The 14,074-nt window shown below is 46.5% G+C and carries 9 protein-coding genes and 1 tRNA gene; 4 read left to right on the top strand and 6 right to left on the bottom strand.

Annotated elements, in window-relative coordinates:
- Positions 1-169: 169 nt before the first annotated feature.
- A complete protein-coding gene (locus tag VOA_RS03680) occupies positions 170-2,710 on the top strand; it encodes an Ig-like domain-containing protein (RefSeq protein ID WP_000833010.1) in 2,541 nt (846 codons plus the stop codon).
- 250 nt (positions 2,711-2,960) lie between these two features.
- Here VOA_RS03680 and VOA_RS03685 read toward each other — a convergent pair whose 3' ends face one another.
- Positions 2,961-4,781: an L-tyrosine/L-tryptophan isonitrile synthase family protein gene (locus VOA_RS03685; protein ID WP_000882887.1), complete on the bottom strand. Its 1,821-nt coding sequence runs from the start codon at positions 4,779-4,781 to the stop codon at positions 2,961-2,963.
- Positions 4,782-5,135: 354 nt separating this feature from the next.
- Between VOA_RS03685 and VOA_RS03690 the strand changes: the two genes are divergently transcribed.
- A complete protein-coding gene (locus VOA_RS03690; protein WP_000931260.1) occupies positions 5,136-6,029 on the top strand; it encodes a LysR family transcriptional regulator in 894 nt (297 codons plus the stop codon).
- A gap of 49 nt (positions 6,030-6,078) precedes the next feature.
- Here the strand turns inward: VOA_RS03690 and VOA_RS03695 are convergent, their stop codons facing one another.
- Together VOA_RS03695 and VOA_RS03700 are read right to left on the bottom strand one after the other, a co-directional pair.
- Positions 6,079-7,530, bottom strand: coding sequence for an FAD-binding protein (locus VOA_RS03695; protein ID WP_000105208.1), 1,452 nt, complete (start codon positions 7,528-7,530; stop codon positions 6,079-6,081).
- On the bottom strand, positions 7,515-8,363 hold the full coding sequence (locus VOA_RS03700) for a TauD/TfdA dioxygenase family protein (protein WP_000966032.1): 849 nt from the start codon (positions 8,361-8,363) through the stop codon (positions 7,515-7,517). Before VOA_RS03700 ends, VOA_RS03695 begins: the two co-directional genes overlap by 16 nt.
- A gap of 288 nt (positions 8,364-8,651) precedes the next feature.
- Here VOA_RS03700 and VOA_RS03705 point away from each other — a divergent pair, with 288 nt between their 5' ends.
- Positions 8,652-8,942, top strand: coding sequence for a hypothetical protein (locus tag VOA_RS03705; RefSeq protein WP_000628342.1), 291 nt, complete (start codon positions 8,652-8,654; stop codon positions 8,940-8,942).
- Between the two features lie 124 nt (positions 8,943-9,066).
- On the opposite strand, the gene folD is transcribed toward VOA_RS03705, so the two are convergent.
- Positions 9,067-9,927 carry a bifunctional methylenetetrahydrofolate dehydrogenase/methenyltetrahydrofolate cyclohydrolase FolD gene (gene folD / locus VOA_RS0118620; RefSeq protein WP_000126776.1) on the bottom strand — a complete coding sequence of 287 codons (861 nt, stop codon included), beginning with the start codon at positions 9,925-9,927 and terminating at the stop codon, positions 9,067-9,069.
- A 201-nt stretch (positions 9,928-10,128) separates the two neighbouring features.
- Between folD and VOA_RS03710 the strand changes: the two genes are divergently transcribed.
- Positions 10,129-10,205 (top strand) — tRNA-Arg (locus VOA_RS03710).
- Between the two features lie 212 nt (positions 10,206-10,417).
- Here VOA_RS03710 and iutA read toward each other — a convergent pair.
- Positions 10,418-12,592: an IutA-like xeno-aerobactin receptor gene (gene iutA, locus VOA_RS03715; protein WP_000644798.1), complete on the bottom strand. Its 2,175-nt coding sequence runs from the start codon at positions 12,590-12,592 to the stop codon at positions 10,418-10,420.
- 107 nt (positions 12,593-12,699) lie between these two features.
- The gene (locus VOA_RS03720) at positions 12,700-14,010 is read right to left on the bottom strand and encodes a lysine N(6)-hydroxylase/L-ornithine N(5)-oxygenase family protein (protein WP_000401383.1); all 1,311 of its coding nucleotides are present in this window, start codon (positions 14,008-14,010) and stop codon (positions 12,700-12,702) included.
- Positions 14,011-14,074 lie beyond the last annotated feature (64 nt).

The raw sequence follows: 14,074 nt of genomic DNA, 5'->3' as shown, positions 1-14,074 counted from the left end.
TGGAGAGGGATTCGTGAATCGTGCCGAAAAAGCGTTGAAAGTTATGTTGAGTTCCGTGCTAGTCAGTGACACTGTGCCGAGAAATATAAACTAATCAGAGGATTAGCATGCAAAACTTCCACTCTGGAGTATTAGTTATAAGCGACATCATCTAATACAGGAGAGAAACATGAAGCGCTATTGTTTAGCAGCCGTGATTACCGCCAGCTTGGGGGTAAGCTACTCTGCACAAGCCTATAACTGTGCCGGAGTGCCAGTGTGGGACAGCAACACCGTGTATGTCGGCAGCGACAAAGTTCAAAAAACCAACACCGCTTACCAAGCGCGTTACTGGACTCAGGGTAACGATCCCGCAACCCATTCTGGGCAATGGGACGCATGGCAAATTCTTGGACAGTGTGACGGAGGGGCGAATATCCCACCTCAAGTGTCCATCCAATCACCGCTCAATAACGCCAAGATCCCACAAGGTTCGGTGGTGGGATTACAAGCCAGTGCCTCAGATAGCGATGGCAGCATCACTCAAGTGGAGTTTTTAGTCGGTACACAGAGTATTGCGATTGATCAACAAGCCCCATATCAAGTGGACTGGACGGCAGCATTGGGTGCAACGTCAGTGACCGCGATTGCGACCGATAACCAAGGTGCAACCACCAGCAGCACCGTAAGTATCAGCGTAACACCGACCGGTAACCCTGTTCCGCCAACTGTGACGTTGACTAGCCCAACGGGCAGTGAGCAGTTAACCGTGGGGAATGTTTTAGCGGTGGCTGCTAATGCTGCTGATAGTGATGGCAGTGTTACTGCTGTGGAATTTTATGTTGATGGCCAACTTGTCGTAACCGATAGCTCTGAGCCTTACCAGTTTAATTGGAATGCCGCTGTCGGCAGTCATACCTTTAAAGCCAAAGCCATTGATAATGACAACCAGTCTACCGTGAGCCAAGCAGTGACTTTAACGGTCAGCAGTGGCTCGAATGCAGGTTGCGCAGGTTTACCTGTGTATTCGGCGGGAACCGCGTATTCGGCAGGGCAGTTGGTACAAAATAAAAACCAAAAATATCGCTGCGATATCGCCGGTTGGTGTTCTTCCAGCTCTGGTTGGGCGTATGAGCCAGGTGTTGGAAGTTATTGGAAAGAGGCATGGAGTGGTTTAGGCGCTTGTTCAACGCCACCTGTAGTGACATTAACCAACCCAACGGCGAACCAAGTGATTCTTGCTGGCTCAACTGTCAGTGTGGCGGCGCAAGCCAGTGATGCCGATGGCTCGGTCACGCAAGTGGAGTTTTTTGCGGGCAACAACAGCTTAGGCGTGGTGACTCAAGCACCTTACGTGGTTAACTGGCTAGCCACCACTACGGGGAATCAAACCCTGAAAGCAGTGGCTACGGACAACGATAGCAACACCAGTGAAAGCGCAGTCAGCGTGACGGTGAGCGATCAAGATCTGGTGGTTTCACTGACTTCGCCGACATCCGGCCAAACCGTTGGTCTAGGTAAACCGGTCAACATTGCCGCTGATGCAACGTCACTAACCAATAATGTGGCGAAAGTGGAGTTTGTGGTCAACGGCGCGGTAGTTGCAACGGATACAACGGAGCCTTTTGCTTACAGCTGGACGCCGAGTGCGATTGGTAACTATACCGTTGCTGCGAAAGCGACTGATGCAGCAGGAACGAACGTGACCTCTTCCGCTGCCGTAATCAGCGTGGTAGAGCAAACTCAGAAGAAACATCGCTTGATTGGTTACTGGCATAACTTCGTCAATGGTGCGGGTTGCCCAATTCGTTTGGCGGATATGTCACAAGCGTGGGATGTGATTGATATTGCCTTTGCAGAAAACGATCGCAACAGTACCGGAACGGTACATTTCAACCTGTATGCCGGTGATATTTACAGCAGTTGCCCTGCGCTCGATCCTGCGCAGTTCAAGCAAGATATGAAAGCGCTACAAGCGAAAGGTAAAGTATTTGTCCTTTCCTTAGGTGGCGCTGAAGGCACTATTACCCTTAACACTGATCAAGATGAAGCCAACTTTGTGAGCAGCCTGACTGCGTTGATCAAAGAATGGGGCTTTGATGGGTTGGATGTGGATCTCGAAAGTGGTTCAAACCTTGTTCATGGCTCGCAAATTCAAGCGCGCTTAGGTCGAGCGTTGAAGCAAATCGAGAAAAACATCGGTGGTGATATGTTCCTCACTATGGCGCCTGAACACCCTTATGTGCAAGGTGGTATGGTCGCTTACAGTGGAATTTGGGGCGCTTACATTCCGGTGATTAACGAAGTGCGCGATACGCTTGATATTCTTCATGTTCAGCTCTACAACAACGGTGGTTTACCTAACCCATATACACCGAGCGCGGCACCAGAAGGCTCAGTGGATATGATGGTCGCTCAATCAAAAATGTTGATTGAAGGCTTCACCTTAGCTAACGGCACACGCTTTGAACCATTGCGTGATGACCAAGTAGCCATTGGTTTGCCGTCAGGTCCAAGTTCGGCAAATTCAGGTCAAGCTCCAACCCAAAATATCCTTGATGCGCTGGATTGTTTAACCAAAGGAACCCGTTGCAGCACCATTAAACCGGCCTTTGCCTACCCTAATTATGCTGGGGTAATGACCTGGTCAATCAACTGGGATAAGCATGACGGCTTTAATTTCTCCAAACCAATTGGCGATAAGCTCACTCAAATGAATAACGCACAATAAACCGTTGCGTTTCTAATCACACCCTAGCTTAGCTGGGGTGTTTTCTTTTCTAGATACGAAGCATTTTGGTGAGAAGTGGGAGGGGTGAAGTATAGAAATACAGAGAGAAAAAAGGGGAGAAAACTGTGCGATCCATTGCCTCAGTACCTCCCAAATACATCAATCAAATGAATTCGTAGTGAATCGAACTCAAATTGGCAAAGGGGATGCCAGTAGGGGATTTTTGAAAAAACAAACTGTGCGGTCTCAACTATGCGGTCTCAGAGACTGGTGAGGCGACCCGGTTATGTGGTTGCCACGGTGAGTTGATCGACTCCGGTTGTAGGTGGATTCGCCAATACTCATCTTTATGGGCAGTCTGGCAGGACTGTAAAGTAGTTAAGTTATTGATGAGTAGTAAGTCTCCCTGTTGCAGAGAATGCTCTACGCAGACCTTAGGGTTGTGGCAAAGCGTGCTAAGACGCTGATGGATGGCGGATTGTTCCGCTGGAACATTCACATCATCGAGCTGAATTTGATAACCATGTTCATGATGTAAGTCTTGCCAACGGAGCACATCTTGGCGCGATGTTGAACAGTAGCGAACTAAGGGGTGGCGTGCAGTGCCTGAATGCTCGGGGGTAAAATTGGCATAATGCATCACAGTATGGCGTAACTGTTCACGCTCTTGTCCCTCTAACGTTAAAACAGCCAATGCTGAATCTACGGTTTCCCAGACATTATTCGCATCACTGGTTGCGCAGTAAACCGCATATTCATGAGGTGTGAAATCTTCATATTGGTAGCGTTGTGAGTCGATATCCATTGATACCGGTGGGCATGAAAGCGCCCAATGAACAGGAAGATCAACTGCACGGCTTTTCAAGCCTTCAACAGTCACACCAAAATCCCAAATGATGGCCGAACGTTGGTTTAAGTACCAATTTTGTAACTCGGTAGGATGACTGAGCGTGGAAAACCCGCGTAAGCGCACTGAACCAAATTCTCTCACCAAATGGCTGAGCTCTTTGGGGTTTAGCATGGAGAGTGAAATGTTAGGGGATGAACACTCCAACCTCAGTGCAAATTTTTCCAACATCAACTCGGCTTTGATTTGGCTCAGTGCTGCAATACTTTGTTCACTGGCAAGGTTAAGCTGTAGGTAACACCAAGGTTTGCCATCGTGGGTCACTGGTACAATAAGTCCGGAGCGTTTTAAATGGTTTTCTTTGCTATCAACGATGAATTCTCCACGGCTTGCATCAAACAGTAACGTGCTATGCCAAGGAGTTTTGAATTGGCGCTCATTAAAGAGAAAAAGGGAATATTTCTTACCAATCATTGGATGTTCATGAATGCTAAGGCGGATGCAGTCGGCAAACTTTTGCTGTAAGAAATTATCTAGAGCTTTACCCTGTACCATCATTCCTTTAGCAATTTGGGCTAATCGTTGGCGGCGTTCTTTATACGAGAGCGGAGCTAAAATATGTTTCTGATCCTGATTCATGAATTTCTTCAAACCAAGATAAGTTTGGTTCATTTTATTGTTCTTTAATTTTAGCTTAGAGAAATTATCGGCATAGTTAGGTTCACCAAACATCTCACGCAATCCATTAAAATATTCAGTGTCTTTGAGGTCTTTAAATTCATCAAAATGCTCAAAGTTCATAATTTTCAATGAGTCACTGCAGTTCATGTTTGCGACCATTTTACGCAGATTGTCGGAATAATCGTAATGGTGTTCTAAGTCGACAGAAATATAATCAGAGAAAGTGTGATAGTCTGAAAATATATAAAAAGTTATGCCCGGTTCATAAACGGACTGTATATCTCTAATACATTGCACAAATTTTCTTAGAACGAGATATTCTCCAATATCTGGCGTATGACCAAGAACTTTATCTAGATTATTTGTTTTACAAGGAAAGGCGGGTAGAAGTAATTTAATTTTTTGCTGTTTCTGAATGAAGCTACGAAGCTGACTTTTTAAATGAGCCAAGCCTTCATAGGAAGCATTGCACTGTGCGATGAGTTGATTCAGCAGAATAAATGACGTTTTTTCTACATAAGTTTCTTGTTCAGCATCGAGCATAAAATTTCCTCATTTATACATGGTTGAATAACATGGGAACTCGCCAGTAAAGCAAGTTGGTTTCAATTAGTTTCTTAGTAAGTTTGATAAGCGATAAATTTAATATTTAGCTGATTGCATTACCTATAATGGCTCTCGCTATGAGTTTGGTTTTCTTTGATGCAGGAATCATTAGTTACAGCCTCTGAAATTGGAATTAATGCCACAAATAACAATAATTTCTTTATTGTTATTATTTTTGGTGAAACCTATGGGGTTTGTTTTTATCCAAATGACAAGAACATTATTTCTATGATTCTGATTATTGACTAGACAATAAAAATAGAACCCAAAGTTACCAATAAAGGAACAGTAATGCTGAATGAACTTAAGCGTATTGCTATCTTCAATAAGGTTGTTGAGTGTGGATCTTTTACCTCGGCTGGGGAATCGCTTGGTATGACTAAGTCCAAGGTCAGTGAGCAAATAACCACGTTAGAAAAAAATCTGAATGTACGCTTATTGAACCGTACCACTCGTAAAGTCAGCCTAACCACGGAAGGCGGCACCTTTTACCAATACAGCCATGGTTTACTTGGAATGGCAGAGGAAGCGCTGTATTCGGTCAACCATCTGGCGTCTGAAGTTTCCGGCATAATCCGGATTGGGACGACGATCGATGTCGGTACATTCTTGTTAGCTCCACTGTTGGAAGAGTTTTATCAATTGTATCCGCAGGTAAAGTTTGATCTTCAATTGGAGGATGGGTTGCAAGACTTTGTTGAATCGAACCTTGATATTGTGATCCGAATGGGGGAGCTCACTTCTTCGTCTTTGGTGGGAAGAGTGATCGCCCCTTTTGAAATTGGCCTTTATGCGAGCCAAAGCTATTTAGATAAAAGTCCACCGCTTGAAAAAATTGAAGATTTGCAGCACCACGATTGGATCTATCTGACGCGACTATGCTTGCCCAATCACACCATGACACTCGTCAACCCTGAAGGTGAGCGACATGACGTGAAACTGGAGCCGCAGCATATAAGTAACGCTCCTCTTGCCGTGATGGCCATGGTTCAACAAGGATTGGGGATCGGCGCGATTGCCCATTTCCTGATCAATAAAGTGCCGGGGCCTGCGTTGGTAAGGCTTTTCCCTGATTTTTACCAACTCAGCACGACCATGAACATTCTTTATCCAAGCCGTAAAAATTTGCCGCCACGAGTGCGATTGTTTATCGATTATTTAGTGGAATCGTTGCGGGCACAGTGAGTGGTCAGGATAAAAGCCAGCCTTGCGGCTGGCCTTGGTGATGGCTGAGTTATCGAAGTGATTCAATAAAGCGTACTAATTGTGTTTCGAGTTCATCCAGTGGAGTGATGAGTGCAATATACGCATCAGGGCGTACCAATACCGCTTGATACGCATAAGGTGTTTGCTCCGTCCAATATTGAGCAACGTGTGGCTGTGAGCCTACTCGAATGACTTTTATAAAATCGGGAACTGCGATATGGCGTTCAGTATCGCTAAACAGCAGCAGGCTCCAATTTGAGTAGTTGAGCAAGGTATATAGGCGTGTTGGCTGTTCATTACTCTTGATTGGAAAATCCCAAACACGGGTGCCAATTGGCCCTTCTTCACCATAGCGTATGCCCATTCCTGTTATGTTGCCGGAGCGTTTCTCTACGATTTTGACGTAATCTTGAGCATGAGTATTGGTAGCAGAAAACTTGGTGGAGCGTACAAGCTCGCCTGAACTTTCAATTACACTCTGTGCTACTGGTTGGCGCTCGGCTTGATAGCTCTGTAGTAGTGAGCCTGCAGCGTAGCCTTGCACATACATGCTGAGTTTCCAAATCAGGTTAAAAGCATCAGCTACGCCTGTATTGAGCCCTTGTCCACCGTTAACGGAGTGAACGTGGCATGCATCGCCCGCTAAGAACACCTTGTTCTCCAAGCTATATTGTTCGGCTACGGATTCTTTCACGGCAAATTGTGAAAACCATACAATGTCGGAGAAGTGTAAACGGTGAGGGGCCATCGCCCGATTGATTTTGGCAATCGCCTCTTCTTGTGTGAAATCATGGGTATCCATTCGCACATAGAATCGATCAATATTGCCTTCGCGTGGAATCCACGCCACATCGGAGGTTTCAGCTTGGAATACGATAATTTCAGGCACTTTAGGGAAGTCGCTCTCAATTACGCCATCGATCACCGCCCAGATGATCTCTGGCCGCACAATATGGAAAGGAACCTCAAAGTGACTGCGTACAAAGGATTGCGAGCCATCAGCACCAATCACAAAACGAGATGGGATGACTTCACCGTTAGTGAGAGTGGTAACACAACCCGTTGGTGTTAATTCAATATTCTCAACAGCGGTGTTACGCCATACCGGTGTGGCCATTGCTGTCAATTTATCATCTAGTGATTGCTCAACAAAGGATTGGCCTAACATCAAAAAGTGTTTATGTAGGCACCCTTCTAACGCTTCCCACCACGATGATTGGCGAGAAACAAAGTGTCCATCTGCCCAAACTGAGCTGGTATTACAAGGTTTACCAAGTGGGTAAAGCTCATCAAAAAGCTTGGCGACCTCCAACAATTGTAAGGTTCGTGCATTCAAGGCATCGGCTCGGCCAACTTGTAAAGGGTGTGCAGATTTATCGATGGTTATGGTGCTTAGTCCACACTGCTGAGCTAAGTAGGCACACATTAACCCTACCGGGCCGGCACCAATAATGACGATGTCGGTTACTTTTGTGGACATTGGTAAGACTCCAAACTTGGGTTGTTATAAGCCGGTGTACTTAAAACTTGTACACGGCGGATATGGCGTGGGGTATGAGAGGTAAACGCTTCACGTCCATGTAACAGTGAAAAATTGTCAGTAATCACAATGTCACCGTTTTGCCACTCGTGAGCATAAAAGTTACGAGGGTCATACAATGCGCGGCGCAAACTCTTATGAAATTCAGTGGCTTGTTGAGGTGCGATGCCAGACAGCGAAACATCCGGTGGGTTGAGCAGATCCCCATTCTCTTCAAAGTGTGGCTCGTTGTAACGGATCACAAGGTAGTCTTTATATGGGTGAGGCATCACAATCGGTGATACGGTTTTGCTGTGATAAAACTCCATTTGGCGTTGGTAGTGTCCGGTCACTTGCATCCAACGTTCCACCTCTTGGATGGGGGTATGTTTTAAGGCCAGCATGGTATGGCTAAAGGTGGTTCGGCCACCATGCCCAGATAAAGGGGCTTGTACACATTGGAAAATTTGGTATTCAGGCACTTGTGGGCGATACATCCCATCCCAGTGCATCGGCATATAACTGCTATCAAAAATGTGATCACCCGGATTTTCTTTCTGCACTAGGTCCAATACTCGGCCAAATGGCCAAACACTCACTTCTCCCCAGAGTTCACAGTAATCAGCAAAATCATCGGCTTGTCCGAAACTTTCAAAGCCACGCAGTAAAACCAACTGCTCGCGATTAAACATCTCGCGTAATGCATCAATATCCAATTGATTAACATGAGTCGGTTTTTTTACTGGCTCAACGAGAACCCCAAAGGGTTCTAACATGGTGATTTTATATAGCATTTTAGCGTTCTCCCTATTGAGCATCTCTTGTTTGGTCTCTATGCGATTATTGGTAGAACGGGTAGGTGTTGACTAGATAACAAAATCAGAACCCAAAGTTACCGATAGCGGAACAGTCTGCTGTTGGTACAGGTGGTGGCATTAGCTGGTCAGTCCTCAAACGAATCCTGAACATTTCAAACAATTAAAAAGAGAGTGTGGAACTTGGTGAGCAATTCACACTTCAAGTTCAATCGAGTGTTCTAAACTGAAAGTGAAGGCAATCTATCTCAGGCTAGGAGGGATATTATGATTACTATTCACAGACATTACCGAGTGGCGGGTAAGCCACAACTGCATGCTCATATAGAAGTTAATCCACTAGGTAAACTATGTGTCGATGTGATGGAGACCCACCAACACCATGTCGCAGAGTTTGAGCAAGTGAAATTTGAAAAGCAGAAAGGGCATACCCGAATTGTCAGCACCAACAAAAAGCGACCTTGGCAGCTAACATTGGCTGAGCCGGATGCGAGTGAGCTGAGCCACCTTATTGAAGACGCAACGGATGAATTAGAACAGCTGATGAATGATCTTTAACTTTTGTGCTGTTCGATGATGATTCTGTGGGGAAACATGAGTGCCGAAAAGAACAACAGAGGTCAATCCATATTTGGGTTGACCTCTGCTTTTTGAACATTTCTATCGCTGAAGCGGAGACGGCTTAAACTTGAGTATGGAACTGCTCACACGCCATCATGGTGTTTTCAATCAAGCTTGCGACGGTCATAGGTCCGACACCACCGGGTACTGGTGTGATAAAGCTTGCTCGCGTGCGGGCAACATCGTATTCCACATCGCCAACCAGTTTGCCTGTATCTAAGCGGTTAATGCCGACATCGACTACAATCGCGCCTTCTTTAATCCATGCTCCCGGAATAAAGTTAGGTTTACCGACCGCAACCACCAAGACATCCGCTTGGCGAATATGGCCTTCGAGATCTTGAGTAAAGCGGTGGCAAGTGGTGGTAGTGCAACCTGCCAGTAACAGCTCTAACGTCATAGGGCGACCGACAATGTTGGAGGCACCCACAATCACCGCATGTTTACCGCGCAAGGGAATGTTATAACGCTCAAGCAGAGTAATGATGCCTTTGGGCGTGCAAGAGCGCAGTTTCGGAATGCGCTGCGCCAAACGGCCAACGTTGTAAGGGTGGAAACCATCCACATCTTTCTCAGGGTGAATACTCTCCAACACTTTGGTGGTATCAATACCTGCAGGCAAAGGCAGTTGCACCAAAATGCCATCGATTTGTGGATCGTTATTGAGTTCTTCAACCAGTGACAGCAAGGTTTCTTCACTCGCGGTGGCGGGTAAATCGAAAGATTTGGAGACAAACCCGACTTCTTCGCAAGCACGGCGTTTACTGCCGACATACACTTGTGAAGCAGGATCTTCGCCCACCAACACAACCGCTAGTCCTGGGGCTCGTAACCCAGCTTGAACCCGAGCTTTAACACGGGCTGCCACTTCTGAGCGCACCGTTTGCGAAATCAGCGTTCCATCAATATTTTGAGCAGTCATGACTTTCCTTACAGGTTTGGAGCGAAAATTTTTGCGCGCATTGTCGCAGATATTTTTGATAACATCCACAGGCAAACGTTTGCTTTGTTCTGTTTTTCGGCAGTTGAGATGAGATCGGTAAAATATTGCTCATTCGAAACAGAAAGTTAGACAAAGACGTTGATCTAGCCCGTTTAACTCGTATAATCCTCACCCTGTAGCGCGCCCTTAGCTCAGTTGGATAGAGCACGTGCCTTCTAAGCATGTGGTCACAGGTTCGAATCCTGTAGGGCGTGCCATTATTCTAAGCGCCAGCAAGTGAATTCTTGCTGGCGCTTTTTCATTTCTGCGGTTTTATTTTGCTGCTGTGAGCCACACTCTTGCGAGTACGCGAAGAGTGGAATAGCAGGATGGTGACTATCCAATGTATTGAGAATAGGCCGGATACAGCACAGAAGAATTGAGGAAATAAAGTAGCAGCCACTCCTCAATGGAGTGACTGCCGCTTGAATTAGAATTTTACTTGGTAGTTCAGGGTATAAGTACGGCCACGGCCTTTGTAGTCATACGCAGCAGCATCGTAGTGAGCGGAATAAACGATCTGCGCACGTTGACCCCAAATGGTGGTGTAGTCGTGGTCAAACAGGTTGAGCACACCAAAACCGAGACTGCCCACTGGCAATTGGTAGCTACCGACTAAGTCAAAGATGGTATAACCGTCCAACTTGTTTTGTTCGCCATCTTTGTAGTCAAACATGGTTTGGCTCTGTAACTTAACCGCCAGATCCGCATCATACCAACCCGCCCAAGCACTGGCTTTTGATGTGCTGGCTTCGCCTGCTGTCATATCTTCCCAGCCGTTATCACCTTTGACTTTCGAGACCACGTAGTGACCTGACGCACCCAATTGAACATTGGTGTGTACCCAGTAAGACGCCATAGCCTCAAGGCCGTAAACGCGTTTCTTATCTTCCACTTCTTCAATCAATAAAGTTTGCTTGTTGTAAGAAACGGATTTATCCGAGGTGGAATAGTAGGCCGCGGTTTGCAGGTTGAAACTGTCTTTTTCTAAACGGTAGCCCAACTCAAAGCTGTTGGTTTTAATGCCTGACATTTTAGAACTATCAACATTGATACTGTCTTGCAACGTCCAGTGGCTGCCGACCAGTTTATAGTTGCCTTGACCATAGTATTTCGCAGGGTCAGCCAGATCGAAACCTTGTGAGAAGTTAGCCCACACTTGCGAGTGATTATTGAGATGATAAAGCGTGCCTAAGTTGAACAGACCCACGTTGTAGTCAGTTTCGCCTCCCGGTACGGCATCGGCAGAAGTGCCTTTACCTTCTGCAATGTTTTTCTGCTGCTGGTAGCCTACGAAGTCATCGATTTTATTGACCATATGCTGGTAACGGAAGCCACCTTCGACTGACCAGTCGTCAGTGATGTCGTAACCTGCTTGAACAAAACCGGCGACAGAACCTACTTTAATCCCTGGGTAACGGCCCACTTGCGCGTAAGTACGGTTGATGAGGTTTCCTGAGTTGTTGGCGATGGTTTTGTCATACAGCGCTTGGTTGCTGTCTAACTGATCTTGATAAACATCAATCCCATACACCAGATTCAGTTTGTCAAAATTCTTCGCCAAAGCGGCCTTGAGTGAGATGACATCCGTGATCTGTTGGCCAGAAGACTGGTAGTAAGGGGTATAAGTTTGATCTTCTTTACGGTAGGAGGCTTCCGCAATCAGTTGGTGATTCAAGAACTCATCATTGACGTAAGACGCACTCAGCATCATGCGTTCTGTGCCGTGTTCGCGGTCTGAGTCAAAGCCGTTTCTTACGTCCACAAACTTGTTATTAACAATGTACAGGCCGTAAGGGGAGTCTTGCTGGCTATCATAGTATTGCGCCAATAGGTTGAGTTTTTGGGTTTCAGAAATATTCACACCCACCGTCGTCATCAAATCAACGGTTTGGTTGAATTGCAGAGAGCCTTGTGAAATGTCGGGTGTGACGATATCGCCGTTGGCATCAAAGAAACCTTGGGTTTCGGTGTACACCACAGAAGCGCGGGCTTGAACTTTATCGTTGCCACCTGAGATGGATTGGCCGACCTTGTAGTCAAAATCTTCGCTAGAATTAAAACCAGACTTTGCGCCGACGTAAGATTCAAATTCGAGCTCTTGGCTTGTCGCTTTCTTGGTGATGATGTTGATGACACCGCCTGATGCGCCCGCACCGTAGATAGATGTTGCACCAGAAAGCACTTCGATACGTTCAATGTTAAACGGGTCGATCGAATCCATGTGGCGGCTGATTTGACGCGAAGATTCGAGGGATACACCGTCGATCATCACCAGCATTTTGCGTCCACGCAGATTTTGGCCGTAGTTGGTTCGTGCGCCTGAGCTGACATCCAGTGATGGAATGGCGGAAGCGAGGATCTCACCTAAGGTTTTACCACCACGATATTCTTGTTCGATCTGTTCTGAATCGATGTACCAAACGGTTCCAGGGATATCACTGATCGCTTTCGGGGTGCGGCTTGAAACCACCACCATTTCGTCAAACATGGTCTGCTCTTCTGCAACCACAGGAGTGGTAAGGAGGGCACTGGTGACGGCAATTGCAGCTGCTGACAGTGACAGAGGGGTGGACTTGAGCAAATTTCCTTTTTTAGCTTTCATTTTTTTCTCTATACGTAGGTAAAAATAAGCCCGCAGTTCGCCGTTGCGGCGCTTTGGGCTGATTGAAATGCCACTCGCTGTGGGGGCGAGACTAGCAAAAAATGTGTTTAAGCAACCAACTTCTTCGCTATGGCGCTAGGGGATAACCAATCAATCATTCCTTTTCCGGAGTCGATATCGAAAATAGTTTGTCCCGCAAGGCGATTGATGATGCGTGCACTGCGCCACGCCATAAGGCTAAGCTGCGGCTCGGCAATACCATGGCTATGCATCCCCGCATTCACAGCAAAAATCTTGTTACGTTGTTGTCCTTCCCACTTCAGCTCAAAATCTGGGGTCATTTGGTAGCGGTTGTGCTCATCAAGATCGAGCAGAGGCAGAATCGTGTTCAAACAGGCGGGATAGGGCGCTTCAAAGCCCGTCGCCAGAATAACGATGTCTGCTTCGTACGTTTCTAAACATTGCCCCAGTGCATTGCTGGCGGTCAGTTTGAACGCACTGCCTTGTGCACTCATTTGAGTTAAGGATCGGTGTGGTAGCAGCCTTACCCATTTGTCTTCCTTGAGTACATCGAATCGGTGGTAAAGCTCTTGATAAATGGTTAACAAGGCTTTTTGTGTTACGCCATCCGAGGTCAGTTTCTGGTTTGCCACCTCTTTACGTTTGACGCTAGGTGACAAATGAACGAAAGCATCCACGTAATCGGGCGCGAAAAATTCATTAGTAAACGCGGCTTCATCGAGCGGCTGATAGTTGGCGCGGCGAGATAGCCAGTCGAGTGACTTGGGTTTGCCCCATTTATGTTGCAAAGCGTTAATGAAAATATCTGCACCGCTTTGCCCGCCACCGATGATCAGCACTCGTTTACCCGTGAGGTTTCGCTCTTGCAGCCCCACGTCCGCGGCGAGGAACACGCGATCACTAAGGTGTGCTTTGGCGCATTCAGGTACGGAAGGAACCTTGCCTGTGCCAATGCAAAGATTTTTCGCTTGGTAGGAGCCTTGATTGGTGTGCAGCGTGAATGCCTCACCGGTGTATTCCACCTGTTCAACTCGGGTTGAAAACTGAACGTTATCCAACTGATGAGCTACCCAAGCGAGGTAGTCCGAAAACTCGTGACGGCTGATGCATTTGAGCTCAGCAGACAAGAAACGGTAAAACTTTTTGTTCTTCACTAGATAAGAGATGAAGGAGTAGCGACTTTCTGGATGCACCGCGCTCACCAAGTCCTTCAAAAACATGGTTTGCATGTGGGTGTTATCAAGCAGTAACCCTGGGTGCCAAGCAAAATGGTCACGGCTTTCAAAGAAGCGTGCGGAAATTTGCGCTTTATCGGCCAGCAAAGCAGCAATGCTAAGGTTGAAAGGGCCGACGCCGATGCCAGCAAAATCAAGTTTGGCGTTGTTAGTGTGTTCCATATGAGCAATCCTTTTTTTTAGTCATCTAGGCTTCGTTAACATTAAAATGAGAGTTATGCGGTTA

The organism is Vibrio sp. RC586 (assembly GCF_000176715.1).
Taxonomy (GTDB): domain Bacteria; phylum Pseudomonadota; class Gammaproteobacteria; order Enterobacterales; family Vibrionaceae; genus Vibrio.
This window is presented reverse-complemented; position numbering and strand designations above follow the sequence as displayed.